We start from the raw sequence: 22,947 nt of genomic DNA, 5'->3' as shown, positions 1-22,947 counted from the left end.
ATATGAAAGTAATTTGTTCAAGCGAAGAATCATTATACAGACCCGAAGCAGTAAGATGGCGTCAAAGAATGGAGTTAATGAAACCTCTTGGAGATACTGTTGTTTTATTGCCCTGCAGTATGAAAAAACCTTACTCCAATTCCAAATCCCACCAAAAATTTAGAAAAGTGACAAGATCATTTCAGGAGCTTATAATAACATCACCTTTTGGAATTTGCCCAAGAGAATTAGAAAATACTTTTCCAATTCAGTCATATGATGTTGCAGTAACCGGTTCATGGTCCCAGGATGAAATAGATGAATCTGGAAAGCTACTTGAAAAATATGTAAAAGGCAAAAATGTCATAGCTAATGTTCATGGAGGCTATGAAGAAGTCTGCAGACAATATCTTGATGAATGTACTTACACTTGTAAAGATGGACGTCCAACTTCACCAGATTCCATTTATAATTTAAGAATGGAACTTAAAGAACATAAAAGGAACAATAGAAGAGATAAAGTTTTAAATGAACTTAAATCAATAGCTACTTACCAATTTGGAAAAGAGGGAAACAAACTTATTCCAGATGATGTTAAGACAAAAGGAAGATATCACAGAAAAATAATAAGCAACGGAAAACAGATTGCTTTATTAAATCAGGACACCGGATTGTACAGACTTAATTTAGCTGGTGGAGAAATATTAAAAGATTTAAACATTAATGTTGTCAACATTGACTTTGATTTGGAAACAAATACAGTATTTGCTCCGGGAATCAGAAAAGCCGATCACAATATCATACCTAATGATGAAGTGGTTGTTGTCAAAGATGATGAAGTCGTAGGTGTCGGAAAGGCAATATTAACCGGCCGTGAAATGGAACAGTGCAATAATGGTATTGGTGTCAAAATAAAACACAGAGTAAAAAACAACTAAAAACTTTTATTTTTGAAAATTTAAATTGAAAGTCTTTTAAAATTGAAAATGTATTATAAAATTTAGGCATATCAAAAATATATAAATCAACTGCTTAAATTTTCTTATTTTATTGTTAAACAAAGCATAAATCCAAATAATTACTTATAAATATAACAAAACCAAATAATATTAACAAGTTCTAAAAATTAGGAGAAAAAAGATATGTCAGAAGATTTAGTAAATGATATTAAAAATGCTGTTTCAGTAATTAATGACCCTCATATGGGTGTAAGTATTATAGAAATGGGGATTGTACAAGACATTATTGTCAATGATGATAAAGCAAAATTAATTATCAAACCAACAAACCCTGGTTGTATGAGTATTGTCCGTATTGCAGCTGATGCAAAAAATGCGGCTGAAAATGTAGATGGCGTCAACAAAGTTGAAGTTCAAGTTGAAGGTCATGCTATGGCAGACTCAATTAATGAAATGTTAAACAAATAATCAGTGACAAAACTAGAATAACCGAAAAGGTTATATATAGTAACAATCATAAGTATAAGTGTTGCTTACATCCTAGCGACACATTATCATAGGCTAGTGGCACAGCTTGGTTAGCGCGCTCGGCTGATAACCGGGAGGTCATGGGTTCGAATCCCATCTAGCCTACTTTAAAACTATTTTTACTAACAAACTTTTACCTATAATTTAAAATACTAATTTTTATATACTAATTCTAACTAAAAATTACATCAATGTACAAAAAGTTGGAATGATGATTAAAATGTGGGAAAAGATTAACGAAAAATTCAAAAAATATCCGGCACGTATGAAAGTAGCTGAAAAAATGATTGAATTAGGATTATCTCTAAACAATGACGGGAAAATATATTGTGGTAATCTTAAAATAAGTGATAAATCACTAGCTATTGCTGCAGATGTTGATAGACGAGCTATTAAATCAACAATTGAAATAATTCAAAATGATGAGGATCTCTTTAATATCTTCAACAATGTTTTACCTGCTGGAACTCTTTTAAAAAACATAGCTAAAAATTTGAATCTTGGAGTTATTGAAATAGAAGTTGGAGCGCAAAACGAAGGGATGCTGGCTGCAATTACAAAAATAATTTCAAAAAAAGGTATAAACATAAGACAGGCTTATGCTGAAGATAATGAACTTGAAGAAAATCCAATTCTTACAGTAATTACAGAAAATCCAATAGATAATGATTTAATAAGTGAATTTTTAAAAATAAAAGGAGTAAATAGAGTATCAATTTATTGATTTAAATCAGCCATTCTAGCTTTTTCCATTTCTCTATCTTCTTCTTCAAGAACTTCTAAAAGTTCTTCCCAAGCTTCTAAAGATTCTTTAGCTGCTTCTTCAGATAGTTTTTCTATTGCATAACCAGCATGAATAAGTACATAATCACCAATCTCAACATCTGGCAAGAGATTAATTTTTGCTTCCTGTCTTACTCCTCCGAAATCTGCAAATAAACTTTCTTTTTCTCTGTTGATTTCAACAACCTTAGCAGGTGCTGCAATACACATAATTTTCTCCCTCTTGTAAAATTAATTCAAAAATATAATATATTATCTATAATAAATTAAACCTATATATAATTATCTATGAGGTTGTATAAATGAAAAATATTGTTATCGGTTCCGGACCTGCAGGAAGATTAGGGTCTTTAGAACTCGGAAAACTAGGTAAAGAAGTTACTTTAATTGAAAAAAATCACATAGCAGGAACCTGTCTAAATGAAGGTTGTATGGTTATATGTGCATTAACAGACATTACCAAATTTATTGAAAGCAACAACAGGTTCAACAGCTACGGATTCATTAAAAGTCAGCTAGATATTTCATATGAAAAAATAGTAGAAAAAATCACTGAAACTCAAAAGGCACTTAGAAAAATAAATGAAGAAGAAAATGAAAGTGCTGGAAACAATATAGTTTATGGTGAAGCTGAAATTAACGGCAATCAAATTGAAGTAAATGGAGAGTCCTTTGACTGGGATAACCTATTAATAGCTACCGGTGCACGTCCTTTCATCCCAGACATTCCAGGCAGCCAATACGGTTTAACTAACAGAGATATTCTAAAAATAGATAAGGTTCCTGAAAAATTAAACATTATAGGTGGAGGAATCATAGCTGTTGAAGTAGCTAATATTTACTCAACACTTGGAAGTGAAGTTAACATAATAGCCAGATCCGAAGCATTGAAGGAAATTGACAGTGATGTCAAAGATTATATTTTTAAAAATCTGCTTTCCAAAATAAATCTTATAGAAGACACCGAAATTGTCGAATGTGAGAAAAATAAAGTAATTACCAATAAAAATGAAGAACTGGAAGGAGTTCCTTTTTTTGCAACAGGAAGAGTGCCAAATTCAGAAATAGCTAAAGAAATTGTTGAGTTAAATCATGACAATACCATAAAAGTTAATGAAATGATGGAAACTAATGTGGAACACATATATGCAGCAGGTGATGTTACTGGAGGATATCAATTAACACCAGTAGCTAGAATGGAAGGTATAACAGCTGCAAGGAATATGGCCAACTACCCTAATAAAGTTGTTTACCATGAGATTCCACAAACCTTAAGTTTGAACACTGAAGTAAGTTTTGTTGAAGATGAAAAAAATAACTGTTCTGATGAAAATAAAGTTGATATCGGAATCCCAGGAATAGCAGGACCCGGGGCGTTTTGGAAAATATTAAGTGGAGATACAGGTTATACAAAAATATCTTTTGATAAAAAGCAAAACAAAATTAAAAAAATAACTTCCATATCACCGTCTTCAGTCAGTGATGTTGCATATTTATCTTATTTAATGAGAATAAACTCACCATTAGATGCATATGGAGACTTTTTAGAAATACATCCTTCAACAGATGCAAATTATAAAATTATAAAAAATATGTGGTTGTAAATTTATTTAACCACATCAATTATTTTTTGAGCTAAATTAGATTTAGTTTCTAAAGATTCTTTAGCATACTTAACAGCATTCTTTTTAAGTTCATCAAACTCATCAAATGCCTTGAATATATTGTCATTTAAATTATCAATATCAGATTCTATAATAGCTCCCTTAAATACACCTGCCATATTATGATATCTTCCCCATTTTACTTTTGTCAGTGTTACAATAGGAAGTTTGGAAGCTATTGTTTCTTCAAGCAATACTCCATCATCAGTTAAAACAGCTAAATCAATATAAGTAAGTAAATGACTCATCCAGTCAATGTAACCTAAATAAATTACATTATCATTTAAATCATCCAGATAATCTTCTTTTAAAGGCAAACCAACCAATAATATATTGTATTCATCAGTAATTTTAGCAAAATTATTAGCTCCATTTATTATTCCTTTAAATATTGAAGATCCTGAAGAAAACAATATTGTTTTTTTATTTTCATCGAATTTTGGAGATTCTTTTAATTTTTCAAGAGCGATTTTGTAATCACCATTACCGACACCTTCACTTAAAGGATATAAAGTATGTTCTATATTCTTTGGAAGTTGTTCAGGTAAGAAATATTTCATTTCCGGCAATGAATAACATTGATTAAATTTAGGACATATTTTAGAATCTAAAGGAGTGGATATTATTGATATTCCGGGTTTACCTGCTAATTTAGCACCAACAGAACCTACAATAGCTCCTCCACCAATAACCCCTACAACAAAATCAACATTTAGTTTTTTAATAAGACTCCTTGCTTTAAATGTTGCAGTTAACATTTTAAATGCTGCTTTAATAGAAGAAGCTTTTGTTGCAGCATGACCTCCAGCTTGAGGAATTTTTATTTTATGCCATGTCCTGCCTTTTTTCTTAAATAACAAACCTGGTGCAGATTCATCTAATGCGATTTCACATTGAACTCCTTTAGCTTCAAGACCTTCAATTATATTATATGCTATAACTGAATCGCCGCCAAGTCCCCTACCTGTAATTACAATTAACGCTTTCATGATATTTTAACTCCCATCAAGTCTTACTTTATATGCATTGTTCTGTTCATTACTGCCATGAGTTGGAGCATAAGGATTATAAAGAAGTCTTCTAAATCCTAATTTTATTAAAAATGGATTTTCTACATCATACTGTTTTGTTTTTAATATAATTCTTCTAAATAAATCTCCCAATCCTCCACCAGTTAAAACATCCATGAAAAAATCTCCAAATGTTGGATTTAAAATGCCCAATCTTTGATTGAAAAATATTTTAAGGGTACTTCTTCTAACAAATGCTGTAAGGCATACAGTCACAAAAGATAAAACAATTAACCACCAGAATCCTCCAATCAAATAGAAACAAATTCCTAATGCTATTGCAAATGAATGATTCCCAACTTCCCCCAACATGATTTTTCCAGCAAAATCCAATGGAGAATATGCTATACAAACAATTATCAATAATAATGGAGTATAAATAGCCGGTAATTCTGAAACTTGTGGAGATCCGGCAATCAGCATACAGATTATAGTTACAACAGACATAATAACTGTAACCATACAGGTTGATCCCGGCTGCATATCAGAAATGTTAATTGGCTGTACCAATAATGCAATGAATATTGAAGATATTCCAAATCCAAAATAGAATCCTGCAATCATAACAAAAAGCATTCCTACGCCTCTGGAAATTTGACCCCATTCAATACCAATTGGAGAAGGAGTTCTTCCTAAAACATCATCAAAAAATGCAAAAAGACCCATAATTAAAACTAATGTATTATATTTCGGTAAGAAAAAGAAACACAGTATAATAAATGGAACTAAACCTATAGCTCGAGGAATTCCACCACGTACATTTGGATATAAGTTACCCAAATAACCTTTTTTACCAAAAAAGCGAAATACCATATTTAAAACCAGCGAACCTACAGCTGATAAAATAAATACAATAATAAATGCTTCAATCATACCTGTATACAACATGTTAATCACAGTTTTTCAATTAAAAATGTAGCCAATTTTTAATATTGTTACTAGTTATAACTTATAATAATTAATATTATATAAATCTTATTTAAAAAAGAAATTAAGCTATTTCATATCTTAAAATAGCTGCCATACTTCCCAAACCCTTAAGTTGCTCTCCACCTTCATGCTGGCTACTGATAACCATCACTTCACCATTCATATTTTCAACCATGTCCATTAAATTTCCCATGTCATTATTGGCTACTGCAGAATCCAATATTAATAATTGTTTAACTGCACCAAGGTTTATTGCTTTAACAGTTTCTTTTTCACCATAAGCCACCTTAGATGAATTTTTACCAATTTCTTCAAGAAGATGGTTAATAGCAACCATTTCACTAGCTACCCTATTTTCCACAGTTAATTTCTCAACTGTTCCTTTTTTAAGAACTTCATGAATTCCAACTCTTCCTCCAGAACCAGTACTTTCAATAACAGCCTTAGCAGCTAAATCCTTATGTTTATTTTTAATATAATCATAAAAATCATTTTTAACAAAACCCGGCCCTGCAACTACAATATTCTGAATATCATTGAATTTGTTAACTGATTCAATGACTTTTTCATAAAATTGAGCAATTGCTTTTGAGCGGTTTTTATCCACAATACGTTTTCCTGAAACTGCACCTTTAATCGGACCGTAATATTCAATACCGAATTGTCTCATTAAACCTAAAGTAGCTGTGTCATCTTCTAAAAGAACAATAATTGCAGCTAATTTTTTAGATGCTTCAATAGCCTGATTAAGTCTTTTTAATGCCCAATTCGCCCATCTTTCTTTTTTAATGGTTATTGGAGTGTTGAGTTTAACTTCAACTGTATGGTGTGAACCTAAAGGAATAAGGTCTTCCGGACCTTTTGTAATTACCCCAGTAAATCTTAATTTTCCAGTAAAAATATGAAAAGTAATATTTTCAACATCAATTCTTAAAGTGAATGTTTTTTTAACTCCCCTATCACTTCTTAACTTATCTCCGGTATTGTCCTGAATACGTCGGGTAGTTTTAGAGGATATGCTGTCTCCAACTTCTACAATATGAGATAAATGCCATAAATCATCAAGGGTTTCTGGAACTAATGTTACAATTCCTTCTTTTTTATCTTGTTTTACAATTTTCATATTTTCACATCTTAATTATTTATATATCTGATAACTTAAATTATTAATGATTAAAATGAAAGTTGGAATAATAGGTGGAAGTGACGGTTTGGGAAAAACCCTCATTTACTTTTTAAGAGATGATTTTGACGTGATCATAAGTGCAAGAGATCACAAGAAAGGAAGAAAAATAGCTAATGAATTAGGTATTGAATATATTGAATCAAACACACAGTTAGCTGAAATGTGTGATGTGGTAATTGTATCTGTCCCTATTCATTTCACTCCTGACGTTATTCGTGAAGTGGCTCCGTTTATGAGAAAAGAATCCTTAATGGTTGATGTAACATCCGTTAAAGAAATTCCAAGCCAAACTATGAAAGAATCATTACCTGATGATGTAGAATATCTTCCAACACATCCAATATTTGGTCCGAGAACTACCGAACTTGATAATCAGGTAATTGTTTTAACTCCTGATAAAAAAGGAAAATGGTTCGACAGAATCTACAGTTATTTAGATAGTAAAAATATGAGAATAATTGAAACTACTGCTAAAAAACATGATTACATGATGAGTATTGTTCAAGTTTTAACTCATTTTTCATTTATTTCAACTGCATCAGCTATGGAAAAGCTGAAAGTAGATATTGGAGAAACTGAAGACTTTGAAAGTCCGATTTACAATCTTATGATTGATATGATTGCAAGGATTGTAGCACAAAATCCTTATTTAACCTATTACATCCAATCAATGAACAATAACGGTCCGAAAATAAGAAATACTTTTGCAGAGGCAGTTAACGAACTTAGAGATGTTATAAATAATGCTGATGAAGAAAAATTTGTTGATTTAGCCATTAAAGCTACCAAAAATATGGGAGATATCAGAGGAGCATTAGGTAGAAGTGATAAAGCCATTAATTCACTAAATCATGAACATAGCTTACTAAACCAATCAATCGGTAAAGAAATTGGCTTAAAACATATTTACTCAGGAAAAATCCATGTGGGAATTTTAGAAAAAGTTGATAAAGATACAGCTATCTTAAAAAATGGAAATAAAACTAAAAAATTAGTTGTAGCAAACATTGAAGTTTTAAGTGACAGTGAACTTTATGACTGGAAAGTCAGGAATTTAAATAATAAAACCGAATCAATAAGCTGTGTTTTCCCAATACGTGTTGATAAACATGTTATTTTAGATACAATAATTAATTTAGACAATATAATTGATGCAAAAATCACGGATATTTATCAAGGTCCTCAAATTAAAAAAGATGATGTCAGTTTAACTTTTGAGGTCACTGGCCTTTACAAAGACAGCATTGAAAATGTTAAATCATTGCTAACCGGATTTGGTGGAATCATAAGATAAATTAGTTCGTTTGAATGTATACGAAACAAATTCATTATTCAAATACATCTCCAAATTACTTATTTTTTAAAAATAATATATTATACTTGTTAATTTTAAAAATAAAATTTTAAAAAAAATATATTAAACTATTGAAAATAAATTACTTCTTTTTTAAATAAATCAAATACAATAATCAATTTTATGTTTTACACTTGAACCGAAAGCTTTATATAGTAATACATATCAATATATAATTGTTTCTAAGAAAAGAAACATAAAATAAGCAAAAAGAAAATTATTATATTATTTTTATTATTTAGTGAATTTAAAGGAATTTATCCTAAGCATGTAGTTTTTTAAAGCTATATAATGCGCCATTTAAAAAAGGAGATGATAATATGGCACAAAATGAAATTACTTTAAAAGTAGCTGAAGCTCTTTCACAAAGAGATATTGGTCAAGGAATCGCAAGATTAGATCCAAAAACTATGAATGATCTCGGAATTAATGAAAGAGACCTTATTGAAATTACTGGTGAGAAAAAAACAGCAGCAATTGCCCTACCTTCACAGACAGACATTGGTCTTGGAGTAATAAGAATTGACGGATTAGTTCGTAAAAACTCAGGAGCAACCATCGGCGGGGAAGTAACTATCAAAAAAGCACAAGCTATTGAAGCTAAAAAAGTTGTTCTTGCACCAACTGAAAATAACATTCGTGTACAAGGAGATGTACGTGGATTATTCCAAGGAAAAGCAATGGTTCAAGGAGATATCATAGGATCTCAAATCAGAACCAGGCCAGCAAGTATGGGAATGGGCTTTGACAGCATATTTAACGATTTAATGGATTTCTCACCAATGAAAGAAATTAAATTTGCTGTAGTATCTACCAAACCAGCAGGAATCGTTGTAGTTGGACCAAATACAGAAGTAGAATTACATGAAAGTCCAGTAGATGTATCCAACATCGAAGGTGTAACTAATTTAGTTGATGTAAGCTATGAAGATATCGGTGGTCTTAAAGAAGAAGTTAAAAAAGTCAGAGAAATGATTGAAATTCCTCTTAAAAGACCAGAACTCTTTGATAAATTAGGAATTGCACCTCCAAAAGGAGTATTGATGCACGGACCACCAGGTACAGGAAAAACATTACTGGCTAAAGCTGTAGCTAGTGAAAGTGATGCTCATTTCATTGCAATAAATGGGCCTGAAATTATGAGCAAATATGTCGGCGGATCTGAAGAAAACTTAAGGGAATACTTTGAAGAAGCAGAAGAAAACGCCCCATCAATCATATTCATTGATGAATTAGATGCTATTGCTCCAAAAAGAGAAGATACTCAAGGTGAAACTGAAAGAAGAACAGTAGCTCAACTTTTAACCTTAATGGACGGTCTTAAATCCAGAGGCCAAGTTGTTGTTATCGGTGCAACTAACAGGCCAGATTCTCTTGATCAAGCATTAAGAAGACCTGGAAGATTCGACCGTGAAATTGAAATTGGTGTTCCTGATGCTGAAGAAAGGGAAGAAATCCTTGAAATCCATACCAGGAATATGCCTCTTGCAGAGGATGTAGACTTACATAAAATAGCCGGTACAACTCACGGATTCGTAGGAGCAGATTTAGAATCATTATGTAAAGAAGCAGCAATGAGAGTAGTCAGAAGAATCATTCCTGAAATCAAAAACGATGAAGAGATTCCAGAAGAAGTTCTTAAAAAAATTGTTGTTACAAGCGATGACTTCAAATCAGCTTTAAAAGAAATTCAACCTTCTGCATTAAGGGAAGTTCTTGTACAAGTTCCTGATGTTAAATGGGATGACGTAGGTGGACTTGATGATGTCAAACAAGAGTTAAAAGAAGCTGTTGAATGGCCATTAAAACATCCTGAAAAATTCGAAAAATTCGGTGTAAGACCACCAAAAGGAACCCTGCTTTACGGAGTTCCAGGTACAGGAAAAACATTACTTGCAAAAGCAGTAGCTAGTGAAAGTGAAGCCAATTTCATCTCTGTTAAAGGTCCTGAACTGCTATCCAAATGGGTGGGAGAATCTGAACAAGGTGTAAGAGAAGTATTTAGAAAAGCAAAACAAACTGCACCTACTGTAATATTCTTCGATGAAATCGATTCAATTGCAAGTACCCGTAGTGCAAATGACAGTGATAGTGGAGTAACTAAAAGAGTAGTAAACCAATTATTAACTGAAATGGACGGTTTAGAAGAACTTGAAGACGTTGCAATCATTGCGGCAACCAACAGACCGGACATATTGGATGCGGGTTTAATGAGACCAGGAAGATTTGACAGACATATCAAAGTTGATTTACCAAATGAAGAAGCCAGATTATCTATCTTCAAAGTACATACTGAAGGTATGCCATTAGCTGATGATGTAAGTCTTGAAAAATTAGCTAAACAAACTGACGGATATGTTGGAGCAGATATTGAAGCAGTATGCCGTGAAGCAGCAATGTTAACTTTAAGAAATGACCTTGATGCTGAAAATGTACCTAACAAATACTTCAAAGAAGCTCTTGAAAAAGTCAAACCGTCTAACAATCCTGGAGACCAGGTTCAATACATTTAGATAAGGAAGATTAAATTTCTTCCTTATTTTTTATAGAATATTATCTCTTTTTAGCTATATTAAAGTTGAGTTATTTATTGAAATAAACAACCCAATTTAACCCATTTACCATCAGATGCAGATATTTTCAATCTTCAGCACTTTGTCGATAGTTCAAGCCCAATTTTAATCTATATCTGCTGTTATAAAAGAAAAAATACAATAAAAGTTTTACCCAAATCTTCCCCCTTTTTTTAAAAATCATAATAAATAGTAAATTTTAACCTATTGATTAACTAATATAAAAATTATGAGTGAACATATTGTTGAAGCAATCGGACTAAGTAAAGTAACCATAAAAGATGGTAAAGTAATTGATGTTAGTGAACCTAAACTAGATTACTGTCCTTTATTTCACCACCACAGAGGAATGGAAAAAATAACTAAAGAAGCTATTTGGAACAACATACAATTCAGAATCGATGATTTTGGAATGTGTACTCCAAATAGAAAACTTAGAATGAAAGATTTCATTTCTTTTGGAATTTCAGAAATTATGTCTACATTAATTGAAGAAAATGTGATAGATTGTGCAGTGGTGGTTTGTGAAGGTTGCGGAACATTAATAGTAACTGAAAGTGAATTGGTTCAAGGTATTGGAGGAAGAGTATCTGGTCTTGTTAAAACCCAACCTATTCCAGAATTATTTGACCAATTAGGCATAGAAAATATCCTAGATCCGGAAACTGCTAAAATTGACCAAATAGCTGGAATCGAACTAGCTATTAAACAAGGTTATAAAAACATGGCTGTAACAATAGCTCTAGCCCAAGATGCCCTTAAAATCCAAGAACTTAAAAAAGCACACCCTGATGTAAATATTTACACATTTGTTGTACATACAAGTAATAGAACAAAAGAGGAAGCTAGAATTCTTTTTGATGCCTGTGATGTTGCAACTGCCTGTGCATCTAAATACATTAGAGAAATTGGAGATGCTGAAAGCCTAAAAACTGTCGGCCAATCAATCCCAATTTATTCAAAAACCGAAGATGGTAAAAAATTCTTAGAAATGAGATTAGAAAAAATTGGAGGAGAAAAACCTAAAAAAGAGAATCCCGACTTACCTAATCCATTAATATAAATTAAATTATGGGGGAAAACATTGACACAAAAAAGTGAAGCTCAAAAAGGCAATATTACACCAGAAATGGAAGTTGTTGCTCATGATGAAAATATAAATGTTAACAAACTAGCTAAATTAATTGCTGATGGAAAAGTTGTAATTCCTAAAAATATCAACGGTCATTCAAAAGCCTGCGGAATTGGTGATGGTCTTAAAACTAAAATCAATGCAAACATCGGTTCCTCAAGTAAAATTGATGATATTGAATTGGAAATAAACAAAGCTAAATTAGCTCAGGAATATGGTGCAGATGCATTAATGGATTTATCTACAGGATCTGATTTGACAACATTTAGAAAAAAGATTATGGATGCTGTAGACATAACTATTGGAACAGTGCCTATTTACGAAGCAGGAGTTATTACACTTAATAAAAACAAAGAAATCATTGACATGGATCCTGATGACCTTTTTAAAGCTATTGAAAATCAGGCAAAAGAAGGTGTGGATTTCATGACCCTTCACTGCGGAATTACCAAAGATTTAGTTGAAAAATTAGAAAAAGCTAAAAGAATGATGGGAATTGTAAGCAGAGGCGGAACTTTCCTTGCATCATGGATTAAACACAATCAGCAGGAAAACCCGTTATATGAAAATTACGATTATCTTCTTGAGCTGTCCTATGAATACGACATTACATTGTCATTAGGTGACGGATTAAGACCTGGATGCTTAAGTGATGCCAGTGACATTCCTCAAATCCAAGAGCTTGTTAATTTAGGAGGTCTTGTTAAAAGGGCTCAGGATGCAAATGTCCAAGTAATGGTTGAAGGTCCCGGACATATGCCGTTAAATCAGATTAAAGCAAATATGGAAATACAAAAAACCATCTGCTATGGAGCTCCATTTTATGTTTTAGGCCCTCTTGTAACTGATTTAGCACCTGGTTATGACCATATTACAGGAGCTATCGGAGGAGCAATAGCTGCAAGTAGCGGAGCTAACTTCTTATGTTATGTAACTCCTGCAGAACACTTATCCTTACCTTCTCTTGAAGATGTTAAAGAAGGAGTAATTGCATCTAAAATAGCTGCTGAAGCTGCTGATGTTGCTAAAGGACTTGAATCTGCATGGGAAAGAGAACGTGAAATGGGAAAAGCACGTAAAGAATTTGATTGGGAAAAACAGTTTGAACTTGCATTTGACCATTCCAAACCTCGCAGTTACAGAAACAAATGTGAACTTGACGATGAAGAAATGTGTGCAATGTGCGGAGAATATTGTGCAGTAAAAATAGCTAAAGGCGACTTTTAAATGAAATATCAGGAATTAGTAGATGTATATTCTGCTCTGGAAAATACAACTAAAAGACTGGAAAAAACAGAGATTATATCTGATTTTTTATTAAAATTAGACAGTACTACTCTTGAACAGGTAGGTTTACTAATATTAGGCAGTGTATTTCCTGCCTGGAGTGATAAAGAAATAGGAATCGGAAATAAATTGGTTATGCAGGCTGTCGGTGAAGCTGTAGGAGTTACACCTGACAAAGTTGAAGATGCAGTTCGCGATCATGGTGACATTGGACTTGCATGTATTAGTTTATATGCTAAAAAATCACAAACTACATTTTTTTCCCAGCCTTTAACAATAGATTTTGTATTTAAAAGCTTAAGAAAGCTTTCTGAAAAAAGTGGTGCCCGATCAACAAAACGTAAAATCGATATAATTTTAGAAATGCTGTCTCAGGCTTCAGCCAGTGAAGCAAAATATTTAACACGAACTATTCTTGAAGAACTTAGAATTGGTGTTGGAGAAGGTGTTGTAAGAGATGCAATAGCCCAGGCATTCAATATTGACAAATCAGTTGTTGAGAGAGCTATGATGCTTACAAATGATTTAGGTTTAATAGCTGTTGTTGCAAAAGAAAAAGGAGAAGCCGGACTTAAAGAGTTAAACTTAACTCCGGGAACTCCTGTAAAACCTATGCTTGCACAGCTTGCACCACCAATTCCTGAAATCATCAGTGAAATGGGCGTTGCTATCTGTGAAACCAAATATGACGGAATCCGTCTTCAGGTACACAGACACGGCGATGAAATAAAAATATTCACAAGAAGACTTGAAAACATTACTCATGCACTGCCTGAAATTGTAGATTTGTTTAATGAATACCTTCCTCATGAGGACTATATTGTAGAAGGTGAAGTAATAGCTACAAGAGACGGGAAACCTCTATCTTTCCAGAATATCCTTCATAGGGTCAGAAGAAAACACAATATCGATGAAGCTATGGAACAGGTCCCTCTAAAAGTTTTCCTGTTTGATTTATTATATTATATAGTTCCAATGATAGATGAACCTCTGCTTAAAAGAAGAAAAAAACTTGAAGAAATTGTCAACACCACACCTGATGAAATCAATTTAAGCAATATGGTTTATGGAACTCCAGATACTGTTAAAGAAGTGGAAAATCTATTTGAATTATCCCTGGCTCAACATCATGAAGGAATAATGATTAAAGATGCTGGAGAACCTTATATTCCAGGACTTCGTGGTAAAAAAATGCTTAAATATAAAGCAGAACCTGAAACATTAGATATGGTTGTTGTTGGGGGAACCTACGGTATCGGTAAAAGAGGAGATTTTGTCGGATCATATTTAGTGTCTCTACGTGATGAAGACAACAATTTAAAAACAGTTGCTTATGTAGCTACAGGTCTTGATGATGCTACCTTAGAATACCTTACTAAAAAAATGAAAGAATATGAACTATCTACAAAAGGCAGAGAAATCGTTGTAGAACCTAAAATCGTATTGGAAGTGGCATTTAGTGAAATTGTTAAAAGTCCTGAATATGAAACCGGATACTCCCTGCGTTTCCCTGTTGTTAAAAATATTAGAAAAGACAAAGGAATAAATGATATTGATACAGTTGAAAGGTTGCTTTCAATGTATGAAACTCAATAATCCTTCAAATCTTTTACATTATGTATTACATGCCTTGTTAAAGGATATACAACAACTTCATAAGCTGTTTTGAATAATGCCTGTGCCACAATCATAGTTAAAAGTGCAGATACAGGCATTGTTCCTAAAAATCCTATTGTAATAAATATAAGTGCATCCATTCCCTCACCAGCAAATGTAGATGAAATGCATCTGAAAAACAATTTATTTTCATATTTTCCTTTTAAGTAAACCATCAGTTTTGCATTTATCAGTGAACCAATCAGATAAGCTGCAAAACTAGCTACCAATAATCTTAAAGTACTTCCCAGAACTGTATGGAAAGCGCCATCACCTGTAAAATATGCCGGAGCAGGTAAAAACATAGTTACATTATAACAGATTACAGCTATTAAATTCATGAAAAATCCCAAATAAATAGCTCTTCTGGCCTTTTTAAAACCATAACATTCAGCAAGCACATCATTAACTATGTAAATTAATGGAAAAATTATAACTCCACATGGTAAAGTTATCCAAAAAAATTCAAATGTTTTACTTGCAATTATGTTGGAAATGATTAATCCTGCACAGAATATTCCCACAAGTATTGCATATAAATCTGTTTTTGTCAAATCAGTGTTTTTAAACATACATATTAAAATTATACTTTGATGTAAAAAAAGATTTTGCAAAACAATATTTTAAAATAAAAACCTATCAGCTATTTTTAAAATAAAAACCAAGATGAATTCATGGAAATTACAGACGATAAATTACTGAAAATAGCTCTGATAACTTCATTAATAGGTTTAATCGGTTTAATCATATTTACTCCATCAATTGAAGTTAAAAAAGTAGAAATTCAGGATATAAACAGAGGGATGATTGATGAGGAAGTTAGCATTGAAGGTGTTGTCAGTGATGTTAAATCCTCAGCAAGTAAAAGCAGCTATTTTTTAACTGTCAATGACGGAACCGGCCAGATGTCTTTAATAATCTTTGAAAGCCAATTAGCCCAGCTGGAAGACAATGGAATAGACATTGAAAGTTATAAAGGTAAAAAGGTTAATGTTGTCGGAACAGTTACCCAATACAATTCCCAGCTTGAGCTTATTTTATCAAGTGGAGATGATATAAAAATGGTTTGACACAAGTTTTTAATATTATTTGAAACTAAAATTATAGATAACTGGTGAAACTATGAATCAGCAAAGAATTAAATATTTAGACGATTTAAGAGTTATTGGAATATTTGCTATTATTTTAGTTCACATTGCTTCTTTATGGGTAACATCTACAATTGTCGGTGTTGACTGGCAAAAACTTGCATCAACAATTGGAAATATTGGTGTTCCTATCTTTTTAATGATTAGCGGAGCTCTTCTACTAAATAAAAACTACCCGACAGTATCAGGATTTTATAAAAAGAGATTTCCCAGAATCACCATCCCATTTATATTCTGGATTATTATTTATGGAATTTACTCACTGCACACCACGGGAATCAGTAATTTAAGCTATGACATAGCCAACACATTTCTAAATAATTTAGGATGGTATTTTTATTTGATTGTTGGGGTTTATCTTGCAATACCATTTATCAATGAGTTTATAAGAAATAGAGGATTGAATGAAGTCAGATACTTTATAATGATATTTATTTTAGCTTCAGTATTCTATACTGCCTGCAGATTCTTTAATATCACTTCATATTTAGATTTAAGATTCTTTATTGGAGGATTGTCCTATGTTATTGTAGGTTATTATTTGGCTAATGTAAAAATAAAATCCCCTAAAAAAGTTATGGCAGGAACTGTTTTACTGTTTCTGATTTCACTGTTTGTAAGTTACCAGATGCCTGAAATTGGAGTTTATGAATTTAACAATCCCTATTTATATTTAAATTCATATTTGGATTTCTCAATTTTCCGTTTAGGATTAGGCGCATCAGTATTTTTATTTGTAAGGTGTCTTTTCTTAAATACTGCTACAACAACAGGAAAATTAACATTATCAATAAGTAAAGCCAGTTATGGAATGTATTTAAGTCATATAACCCTGTTTTTATTTATCAGAAATCATTTAAGTATATTTACAGCAGGAGCAAATGGATTTGGAATAGTTATAAGATTAGTGCTAATGACCATTGGAGTATTTTTAATAACATGGATTGTAACTGTAATTTTAAGTAAAATACCTTATTTAAAAGAATTTTCAGGATATCATTAACTTTTTATTTATTAAAAATAAAAATAAATGTAATATAAAAAATTATGAGGCAATTAATAATGTCAGATAAAAAAAGATTATTCGGGACTTTTGGAGTTAGAAGAGTAGCTAATGAAGTTTTAACTCCTGAATTTGCATCCAGACTTGCAGCATGTTACGGATCAGTAGTTCAAGGAACTGTAGCTGTTGGTGGAGATACAAGAACAAGCAGTCCCATGTTAATGGAAGCTGTAAAAGCTGGACTTTTATCTTCCGGTTGTGATGTTGTAGATTTAGGAATCCTACCTACTCCTGGAGTCCAATATGGTGTTCGCAAGTATTATGATGGCGGAGTTATGATTACTGCTTCACATAATCCTCCTAAATATAATGGAATCAAATTTTTAGATGAATTAGGTATTGGAATTCCTGATGATATGGAATTAGAAATTGAAAAATTATATTTTGATGAAGAACCAAAAAGAGCTCACTGGAGTGAAATTGGTCAATTATACCACAATGACAAAATTATTGACGAATACATTGATGAAGCAATCAGCAAAGTAGATGTTGAAGCTATTAAAAAAGCCAATTTAAAAGTTGTTGTTGACTGCGGTTCCGGAGCCGGATCATACACTGCTCCTTATTTAATTAGGAAATTAGGCTGTGATGTAACTACTCTAAACTGTCAGGCTGACGGATTTTTCCCGGGTCGTGACCCAGAACCAATTGAAGAAAATTTACAGGAGCTAATTAATGTTGTAAAACAGTTAAATGCAGATATTGGACTTGCTCATGACGGAGATGCAGACAGAACCATCTGTATTGATGAAAAAGGAAACTTCGTACTTGGAGATAAAACATTTTCACTTGTTGAAAAACAGATGCTTAAAGAAAATAACGGCGGTACAATAGTTACAACTGTTGCAACCTCACAGGCTATTTATGATATTGCTGAAGAGTACAATGGTGAAGTAATAGCTACTGCTGTTGGAGATTTGCTTGTAGCCCGTAAATTAAAAGATGAAGATGGATTATTTGGTGGAGAAGAAAACGGTGGATTAATCTTCCCTGATTTTGTTTACGGAAGAGATGCAGTTATGACTGTAGCTAAAATACTTGAAACAATAGCTAAAGAGAAAAAGCCATTATCCAAATTAGTTGAAGAACTTCCTGTTTACTATGCAACAAAAACAAAAATTGAATGCAGTGATGATTTAAAAGAAGAAGTTATGGAAAACATAGCTAATGAAATAAAAACCACTACTGATTTCGACTTAGACACTACTGACGGTGTTAAAATCCTAAAAGATGATGGATGGGTAATTATCAGACCGTCAGGTACTGAACCAATCTTCAGATGTTTTGCTGAATCTGACTCTCAGGAAAAAGCAGATGCAATGACTGACTGGGGATTAAGTTTAATTAAAAAATACAAAGATTAAGAAGTATTAATTTACTTCTAAAATATTTTTTTTAACTCTTTTTTATTGATTGATGATGGAACATCCTCATTAAGCCAATGTCTGCTGCATGCTACTTTATCAAGCAGTACACATTGCGGAGGCATTCCAAGTGCTGCTGCTTTCCATCCTCCTGAAATTAAATTTAAAGGACATGCAACTCCAACAATAGCCAGCTCTTTTTTATCAGTATCTGTTGTATTTTGAAATGCCGAGGATTTATGGGAAACCAGATATACTTCACAGTCATACTCTTCAGTTATTTTAGCTATTTCACATTCCGGATTACATTCCTGACAGACTTCTCCAAGTTTTTTTTCAATAGCATGACAGCTTTTCTGATTTATTTTCATGCATGTTGGCAGGACTATTGCTTTTCTTTTTCTTGATTCATAATCTGGTCTGAAAATTCTCCCCATTATTTCAGAGCAAAGCATGTTTAAATAGTATAATTCTTTTGAACTATTGAAAAATATTTTCTCTTGTTTTGATTTAGGCTTATCCTTATACTTTTCCAAATAATAATTTAAATTAAATGTATATGGTGCCAAGTATTTTGAAGCATTTTTACAAAACCAATCTCCCAAAATAAGATATGGGGAAAAATCAGTATTTTCCCATTTTCTTAAATAAGGGAGCTGATCATTAAAATCCCCAATATATTCCAAATAATCAATTATCTGTGCTAAAGAAGAAAATTTATCACAGCATAACTTCCAGTAAACACTTACAATTAATCCCTCAAGAATTTTTTCATCATCATCAAAGCAGCTGTGAGCAAATTCCAGAAATTCATCAGCTAATTTTTTTACATCATCATAATACATGTCATTAACTTCATATGGTGAATCCGGACTAATCATCTTTATCAGCCCTTACACTATTCAGGAGGAATTTATGATACTCTTCAACTTCATCAAACATAATTTCAATTTCTGCTTTTGGAAATTCCTCATGTTTCAGAAATATTTCCCATAATTTAAACATGGAAAATCCAAAATACATTTCCGCCAATTTATTCGGACTGCAGTCACTTTCTATTACATTTTTTTGGATTAATATTTCAAAAACATCACTCCAGAAGGCAACAGACCCTCCAAGTATTTCATTTAGGAAAAATTCTTTAATTTCATCTATCTGATACATCTGAACAAAAATAAGCTTCAGGATTTTTAAAATCTTTTCTTCGAAAATCTGCTGTTTAAACATTTCCGATCCCTGATGATAGAACTCTTCAGGGTTTTTTTCAAGTAATTTTCTGACATTTTCATCATCTAAGGGATTTCCCTGAAAATATTCTTCAAAATATTTTAAAATTGACATTAAAATCTCTTTTTTACTTGAATAATGATTATAAATTGAGCTTTCTTTAATTCCTACTTCTGAAGCTATTGTTCTAATAGATACTGAATCATATCCTTTTTTAGAAAATAAATCTAATGCTACATCAAATATTTTATCTTTTGTCTGTATTTTCATAAATATCCCAAACTAACAGTCGTTAGTTATACTATTGTTTTAATAGTATATAAAACTAACACTTGTTAGTTAAATAATTAAAAAAAATACGGCTAATAACAGCCACAAACAAGACACAAAACAGTAGCTGCTACAAAACCTAAAACTAAAACTACAATATAATTATCAATTTTTTCAGTATCCAAACCTAAATTATCATTAAAATTAAATATAAATGGCAGTAAAATAAACAGAGGTAAAAAATACCTTGCCTGAATACCTTCAGTATAAATACTTCCTACAGGAGTCCAGGTCAATAGCTGAATTACAAATGTGCCAATATAAACCAAAACAGCAACAGCCAGAGCACCGATTCTGAAATTTCTGGAAAATTTCTCTTTTAAAGGATATAAAAAAATCAGAGCTCCTAAAAACAGCTGATACATCGGAGACATGAAATCTGAATTATGCATATGTCCTTCATGAGGATATGAAAACGTAAATAAAGAGCTGAAAATATAACCTAAATTATTTAAAGCAAAATTAATAGCTATTACAAATTGTGAAGGATGGGAAATCAGATACTGTACCTGAGAAGCAGCATTAATATTGTGCTGAGCCATATAATCCATTCTGTAGGAATGCAATATTGCAGGAGTTGCATAATATTTTGACCATAATAAAGCTACAACAGCTAAAACAGCAACTGCCAAAATGCCAAAAAAATACTGTTTGTTTCTTTCAAAGTTATCTCTAGGAATAAGCAGAACTAAAAATATAAATGCAAAATAAGTAACTTTACATAAACCTAAAAGCAGACAGAGCACTGCATAAACAGCAATTTGTTTAGGAGTTACTTTTTCACTACTTTTAATCAGTGAAAACAGATAGGCAACAGTTACTAAAGCCAAACCAAAAATAGTTGCATCAATACTTACTGAAGATATTTGATAAATAGCTAATGGAACAGCTGCCATTACAAAAAACAAATGTTTTCCAATCGGTGTTTTTTTAACTGCATAAGCTGCAAGAGTTGCATATAATAAAACATTGAAAGCCCTGGCTAACCACAGCATCCAAATCTGATTTAAAGATAAAATTTCAGCAAGTAAAATTCCCAGTCCCTGTGCCAAATAACCGAAAAACGGATTTTGCTGAAATGCAGAGTGATAATGAGTAGATGTATAATTAATAGGCTGCGTATCAACATTTGTATCAAAAACTGTTGCAGGCCTGTTATCAATTAAAAGTAAAACACTTTGAATTGAATTAAAACTGTTATTCTGATAATTCGGGAAAAAATCTCCCTGAGAAGTTAAAAATGCTCTTTCAAAATGCTCTTCCTCATCACATGCATCAAAAAGAGGCATCAAAGAGGAACATATTAATCCAAAACATAAAATAGCTATAAAAACTACTTTAAACAGATTCTTTTTACTGTTTAAACTATAATAATTAATTAAAAAGATTCCCAAAATAGCTACAACTGCAAAAACAAGAATTTCCAATTTAGGAGCAGCATAATTTTTTAAACTCATCATTGAGAAAAATGCGGCCACTATAAAAATCAAATAAAAGAAAATATATTTTTTATTTAAAATACTTTCATTGTAAAACAATTCTAATTTATCCTTAAACATACTACAAATTCTCCAAACATTCTTCTTTTAGGAAAAATGCATCTTCATTATCTGGAGATTTAAGTAAAACTTTATTAAAGCTTTCTACAGCTTCTTCAAATTTTCCCAGCTCCATTAAAACTACTCCTTTATTTAATAAAAAATCAATATTGTTTTTTTCTAAAGAAATAGCTGTGTTGAAACATTCCAGAGCTTCATCTAATTTACCTAAATCAATATAAGCATTACCCATACGATTTATAGAACCTGCATCTAATTCAGAATCATCAAAACATACTTCCAATGCCCTATCAAAAGATTTAATAGCTTCTTCTAATTTATCCATATCAGACAATAAATTTCCTCTTGAGTTCCATACTTCCGGATTTTCACTATCTATTAAAATCAAATGGTCATAAACATCCAAAGCTTCATCAAACTTACCTAAAACTTCTAAAATAAATCCTCTCCAATATAAAACAATTGAACTGTTCGGATTTATAGCCAGCGCAATATCACTAACCTTCAGCGCATCGTCTAATTTTCCGGAGTTAAGTAAAGCTATTGCCTTATTGTTCAGTATATACTCATTATGAGGTTCAATTTTTAAAGCTTTATCATAACACAGTATTGCCTGATCAAAGTGTCCTAGCCTTGACAGGTTGTCTCCCTGCTTATTTAACAGATAAACATCTTCAGGATCAATTCTTAAAGCAGCATCATAACACATTGTAGACTTGTCAAATTTACCGCTGTCAAAAAGAATATCTGCTCTTTGTGTTATCATAGCTTTTTCATCGATTTTATCCCCTTTCCAATCATTTACATCTAATTTTTCAAAGTAAATAATTTGAAACATTTCAGAATCTTCAATTTTGCCGGCATACATCTTTTTGAAATCTTTAACCATTTCAGCAGCACTTTCAAATCCTTCTTTTTTAGCTAATTCATCATTATTTTTCAAATCAGAAAAAGGAATTGTTTGCACATCTGCTACTTTAGCTTCAAAAATTTTCTTTTTTTCTTTAGAAACTAAATTCCAGTAACAATAAAGCCTGTCGCCTTTTTTAAGAGGAGTTTTCCAAAGCTTACGTATTGTCATTGTCTTTTTTCCAGTGATTATATCAATGTCCTGACTTGAAAATGATAAGATTGGCATTTTTCTCCCCCCAAATA

Annotated in this window: 21 protein-coding genes and 1 tRNA gene; 13 read left to right on the top strand and 9 right to left on the bottom strand. The window is 31.9% G+C overall.

Annotated features, from left to right (window positions below; genetic code table 11):
• Window positions 1-2 precede the first annotated feature (2 nt).
• The 4 genes from ACMC9J_RS06070 (at window position 3) to ACMC9J_RS06055 (ending at window position 2,190) form a co-directional block, all read left to right on the top strand.
• Complete coding sequence (locus tag ACMC9J_RS06070; protein WP_019266461.1) at window positions 3-917, top strand: DUF5591 domain-containing protein; 915 nt, start codon at window positions 3-5, stop codon at window positions 915-917.
• A 204-nt stretch (window positions 918-1,121) separates the two neighbouring features.
• Window positions 1,122-1,406 (top strand): iron-sulfur cluster assembly protein, encoded by a 285-nt coding sequence (locus tag ACMC9J_RS06065; protein ID WP_094516228.1) that lies wholly within the window; start codon window positions 1,122-1,124, stop codon window positions 1,404-1,406.
• Between the two features lie 90 nt (window positions 1,407-1,496).
• Window positions 1,497-1,571 (top strand) — tRNA-Ile (locus tag ACMC9J_RS06060).
• Window positions 1,572-1,674: 103 nt separating this feature from the next.
• Window positions 1,675-2,190 carry a hypothetical protein gene (locus ACMC9J_RS06055; protein ID WP_019264532.1) on the top strand — a complete coding sequence of 172 codons (516 nt, stop codon included), beginning with the start codon at window positions 1,675-1,677 and terminating at the stop codon, window positions 2,188-2,190.
• Here the strand turns inward: ACMC9J_RS06055 and ACMC9J_RS06050 are convergent.
• On the bottom strand, window positions 2,184-2,459 hold the full coding sequence (locus ACMC9J_RS06050; protein ID WP_004032388.1) for a HypC/HybG/HupF family hydrogenase formation chaperone: 276 nt from the start codon (window positions 2,457-2,459) through the stop codon (window positions 2,184-2,186). The two genes, ACMC9J_RS06055 and ACMC9J_RS06050, sit on opposite strands and share 7 nt — an antisense overlap.
• A gap of 92 nt (window positions 2,460-2,551) precedes the next feature.
• Here ACMC9J_RS06050 and ACMC9J_RS06045 point away from each other — a divergent pair, with 92 nt between their 5' ends.
• Window positions 2,552-3,853, top strand: coding sequence for an FAD-dependent oxidoreductase (locus ACMC9J_RS06045; protein ID WP_427003059.1), 1,302 nt, complete (start codon window positions 2,552-2,554; stop codon window positions 3,851-3,853).
• A gap of 2 nt (window positions 3,854-3,855) precedes the next feature.
• On the opposite strand, the gene ACMC9J_RS06040 is transcribed toward ACMC9J_RS06045, so the two are convergent.
• The 3 genes from ACMC9J_RS06040 to ACMC9J_RS06030 form a co-directional block, all read right to left on the bottom strand.
• Window positions 3,856-4,902: a glycosyltransferase gene (locus ACMC9J_RS06040; RefSeq protein WP_019264534.1), complete on the bottom strand. Its 1,047-nt coding sequence runs from the start codon at window positions 4,900-4,902 to the stop codon at window positions 3,856-3,858.
• 6 nt (window positions 4,903-4,908) lie between these two features.
• Window positions 4,909-5,871 (bottom strand): hypothetical protein, encoded by a 963-nt coding sequence (locus tag ACMC9J_RS06035; protein ID WP_019264535.1) that lies wholly within the window; start codon window positions 5,869-5,871, stop codon window positions 4,909-4,911.
• 103 nt (window positions 5,872-5,974) lie between these two features.
• Window positions 5,975-7,036, bottom strand: a complete 1,062-nt coding sequence (locus tag ACMC9J_RS06030) for an mRNA surveillance protein pelota (protein ID WP_019264536.1) — start codon at window positions 7,034-7,036, stop codon at window positions 5,975-5,977.
• A 46-nt stretch (window positions 7,037-7,082) separates the two neighbouring features.
• On the opposite strand from ACMC9J_RS06030, the gene ACMC9J_RS06025 reads away from it, so the two are divergent.
• The 5 genes from ACMC9J_RS06025 (at window position 7,083) to ACMC9J_RS06005 (ending at window position 15,041) form a co-directional block, all read left to right on the top strand.
• Window positions 7,083-8,393, top strand: coding sequence for a prephenate dehydrogenase (locus ACMC9J_RS06025; RefSeq protein ID WP_427003058.1), 1,311 nt, complete (start codon window positions 7,083-7,085; stop codon window positions 8,391-8,393).
• Between the two features lie 380 nt (window positions 8,394-8,773).
• Entirely contained in the window at window positions 8,774-10,966 is a 2,193-nt protein-coding gene (locus tag ACMC9J_RS06020; RefSeq protein ID WP_019264538.1) for a CDC48 family AAA ATPase, read from the top strand.
• A gap of 289 nt (window positions 10,967-11,255) precedes the next feature.
• Window positions 11,256-12,089: a methanogenesis marker 8 protein gene (locus ACMC9J_RS06015; protein ID WP_427003057.1), complete on the top strand. Its 834-nt coding sequence runs from the start codon at window positions 11,256-11,258 to the stop codon at window positions 12,087-12,089.
• 21 nt (window positions 12,090-12,110) lie between these two features.
• Window positions 12,111-13,385, top strand: coding sequence for a phosphomethylpyrimidine synthase (gene thiC, locus ACMC9J_RS06010; RefSeq protein ID WP_304129640.1), 1,275 nt, complete (start codon window positions 12,111-12,113; stop codon window positions 13,383-13,385).
• A complete protein-coding gene (locus tag ACMC9J_RS06005) occupies window positions 13,386-15,041 on the top strand; it encodes an ATP-dependent DNA ligase (RefSeq protein ID WP_019266468.1) in 1,656 nt (551 codons plus the stop codon).
• Here ACMC9J_RS06005 and ACMC9J_RS06000 read toward each other — a convergent pair.
• Window positions 15,035-15,673, bottom strand: coding sequence for a queuosine precursor transporter (locus ACMC9J_RS06000; protein WP_019266469.1), 639 nt, complete (start codon window positions 15,671-15,673; stop codon window positions 15,035-15,037). The two genes, ACMC9J_RS06005 and ACMC9J_RS06000, sit on opposite strands and share 7 nt — an antisense overlap.
• Before the next feature lie 102 nt (window positions 15,674-15,775).
• On the opposite strand from ACMC9J_RS06000, the gene ACMC9J_RS05995 reads away from it, so the two are divergent.
• The 3 genes from ACMC9J_RS05995 to glmM are packed head-to-tail and all read left to right on the top strand — an operon-like array spanning window position 15,776 to window position 18,676.
• Window positions 15,776-16,171 (top strand): exodeoxyribonuclease VII large subunit, encoded by a 396-nt coding sequence (locus ACMC9J_RS05995; protein ID WP_250416781.1) that lies wholly within the window; start codon window positions 15,776-15,778, stop codon window positions 16,169-16,171.
• A 52-nt stretch (window positions 16,172-16,223) separates the two neighbouring features.
• A complete protein-coding gene (locus tag ACMC9J_RS05990) occupies window positions 16,224-17,252 on the top strand; it encodes an acyltransferase (RefSeq protein ID WP_250416783.1) in 1,029 nt (342 codons plus the stop codon).
• A gap of 44 nt (window positions 17,253-17,296) precedes the next feature.
• Window positions 17,297-18,676, top strand: a complete 1,380-nt coding sequence (gene glmM / locus ACMC9J_RS05985; protein WP_019264545.1) for a phosphoglucosamine mutase — start codon at window positions 17,297-17,299, stop codon at window positions 18,674-18,676.
• A 17-nt stretch (window positions 18,677-18,693) separates the two neighbouring features.
• Here glmM and ACMC9J_RS05980 read toward each other — a convergent pair whose 3' ends face one another.
• From ACMC9J_RS05980 to ACMC9J_RS05965, 4 genes are all read right to left on the bottom strand, one after another.
• Entirely contained in the window at window positions 18,694-19,557 is an 864-nt protein-coding gene (locus ACMC9J_RS05980) for a DUF116 domain-containing protein (RefSeq protein WP_427003056.1), read from the bottom strand.
• Window positions 19,550-20,173, bottom strand: a complete 624-nt coding sequence (locus tag ACMC9J_RS05975) for a TetR/AcrR family transcriptional regulator (RefSeq protein ID WP_427003055.1) — start codon at window positions 20,171-20,173, stop codon at window positions 19,550-19,552. Before ACMC9J_RS05975 ends, ACMC9J_RS05980 begins: the two co-directional genes overlap by 8 nt.
• A gap of 92 nt (window positions 20,174-20,265) precedes the next feature.
• Window positions 20,266-21,792, bottom strand: a complete 1,527-nt coding sequence (locus tag ACMC9J_RS05970) for a DUF2142 domain-containing protein (protein ID WP_304170350.1) — start codon at window positions 21,790-21,792, stop codon at window positions 20,266-20,268.
• 1 nt (window position 21,793) lies between these two features.
• A complete protein-coding gene (locus ACMC9J_RS05965) occupies window positions 21,794-22,930 on the bottom strand; it encodes a tetratricopeptide repeat protein (RefSeq protein WP_427003054.1) in 1,137 nt (378 codons plus the stop codon).
• Between the last annotated feature and the right edge of the window lie 17 nt (window positions 22,931-22,947).

This window comes from Methanobrevibacter intestini (assembly GCF_047402955.1).
In the GTDB taxonomy this organism is placed as follows: domain Archaea; phylum Methanobacteriota; class Methanobacteria; order Methanobacteriales; family Methanobacteriaceae; genus Methanocatella; species Methanocatella intestini.
The sequence above is the reverse complement of the archived record's forward strand: the minus strand, read 5'-3'. Positions and strand labels throughout refer to the sequence as shown.

Excerpts from the sequence above, each read along its gene's own strand:
- ACMC9J_RS05995 (WP_250416781.1), top strand. The coding sequence starts at position 15,776 with ATGGAAATTACAGACGATAAATTACTGAAAATAGCTCTGATAACTTCA.
- ACMC9J_RS06020 (WP_019264538.1), top strand. The coding sequence starts at position 8,774 with ATGGCACAAAATGAAATTACTTTAAAAGTAGCTGAAGCTCTTTCACAA.
- ACMC9J_RS05980 (WP_427003056.1), bottom strand. The coding sequence starts at position 19,557 with ATGATTAGTCCGGATTCACCATATGAAGTTAATGACATGTATTATGAT.
- ACMC9J_RS06005 (WP_019266468.1), top strand. The coding sequence starts at position 13,386 with ATGAAATATCAGGAATTAGTAGATGTATATTCTGCTCTGGAAAATACA.
- ACMC9J_RS05965 (WP_427003054.1), bottom strand. The coding sequence starts at position 22,930 with ATGCCAATCTTATCATTTTCAAGTCAGGACATTGATATAATCACTGGA.
- ACMC9J_RS06055 (WP_019264532.1), top strand. The coding sequence starts at position 1,675 with ATGATGATTAAAATGTGGGAAAAGATTAACGAAAAATTCAAAAAATAT.
- ACMC9J_RS06040 (WP_019264534.1), bottom strand. The coding sequence starts at position 4,902 with ATGAAAGCGTTAATTGTAATTACAGGTAGGGGACTTGGCGGCGATTCA.
- ACMC9J_RS05970 (WP_304170350.1), bottom strand. The coding sequence starts at position 21,792 with ATGTTTAAGGATAAATTAGAATTGTTTTACAATGAAAGTATTTTAAAT.
- ACMC9J_RS06025 (WP_427003058.1), top strand. The coding sequence starts at position 7,083 with ATGATTAAAATGAAAGTTGGAATAATAGGTGGAAGTGACGGTTTGGGA.
- ACMC9J_RS06070 (WP_019266461.1), top strand. The coding sequence starts at position 3 with ATGAAAGTAATTTGTTCAAGCGAAGAATCATTATACAGACCCGAAGCA.
- ACMC9J_RS06035 (WP_019264535.1), bottom strand. The coding sequence starts at position 5,871 with ATGTTGTATACAGGTATGATTGAAGCATTTATTATTGTATTTATTTTA.
- ACMC9J_RS06000 (WP_019266469.1), bottom strand. The coding sequence starts at position 15,673 with ATGTTTAAAAACACTGATTTGACAAAAACAGATTTATATGCAATACTT.
- ACMC9J_RS06015 (WP_427003057.1), top strand. The coding sequence starts at position 11,256 with ATGAGTGAACATATTGTTGAAGCAATCGGACTAAGTAAAGTAACCATA.
- ACMC9J_RS05975 (WP_427003055.1), bottom strand. The coding sequence starts at position 20,173 with ATGAAAATACAGACAAAAGATAAAATATTTGATGTAGCATTAGATTTA.
- ACMC9J_RS06065 (WP_094516228.1), top strand. The coding sequence starts at position 1,122 with ATGTCAGAAGATTTAGTAAATGATATTAAAAATGCTGTTTCAGTAATT.
- ACMC9J_RS05990 (WP_250416783.1), top strand. The coding sequence starts at position 16,224 with ATGAATCAGCAAAGAATTAAATATTTAGACGATTTAAGAGTTATTGGA.
- ACMC9J_RS06030 (WP_019264536.1), bottom strand. The coding sequence starts at position 7,036 with ATGAAAATTGTAAAACAAGATAAAAAAGAAGGAATTGTAACATTAGTT.
- glmM (WP_019264545.1), top strand. The coding sequence starts at position 17,297 with ATGAGGCAATTAATAATGTCAGATAAAAAAAGATTATTCGGGACTTTT.
- ACMC9J_RS06050 (WP_004032388.1), bottom strand. The coding sequence starts at position 2,459 with ATGTGTATTGCAGCACCTGCTAAGGTTGTTGAAATCAACAGAGAAAAA.
- ACMC9J_RS06045 (WP_427003059.1), top strand. The coding sequence starts at position 2,552 with ATGAAAAATATTGTTATCGGTTCCGGACCTGCAGGAAGATTAGGGTCT.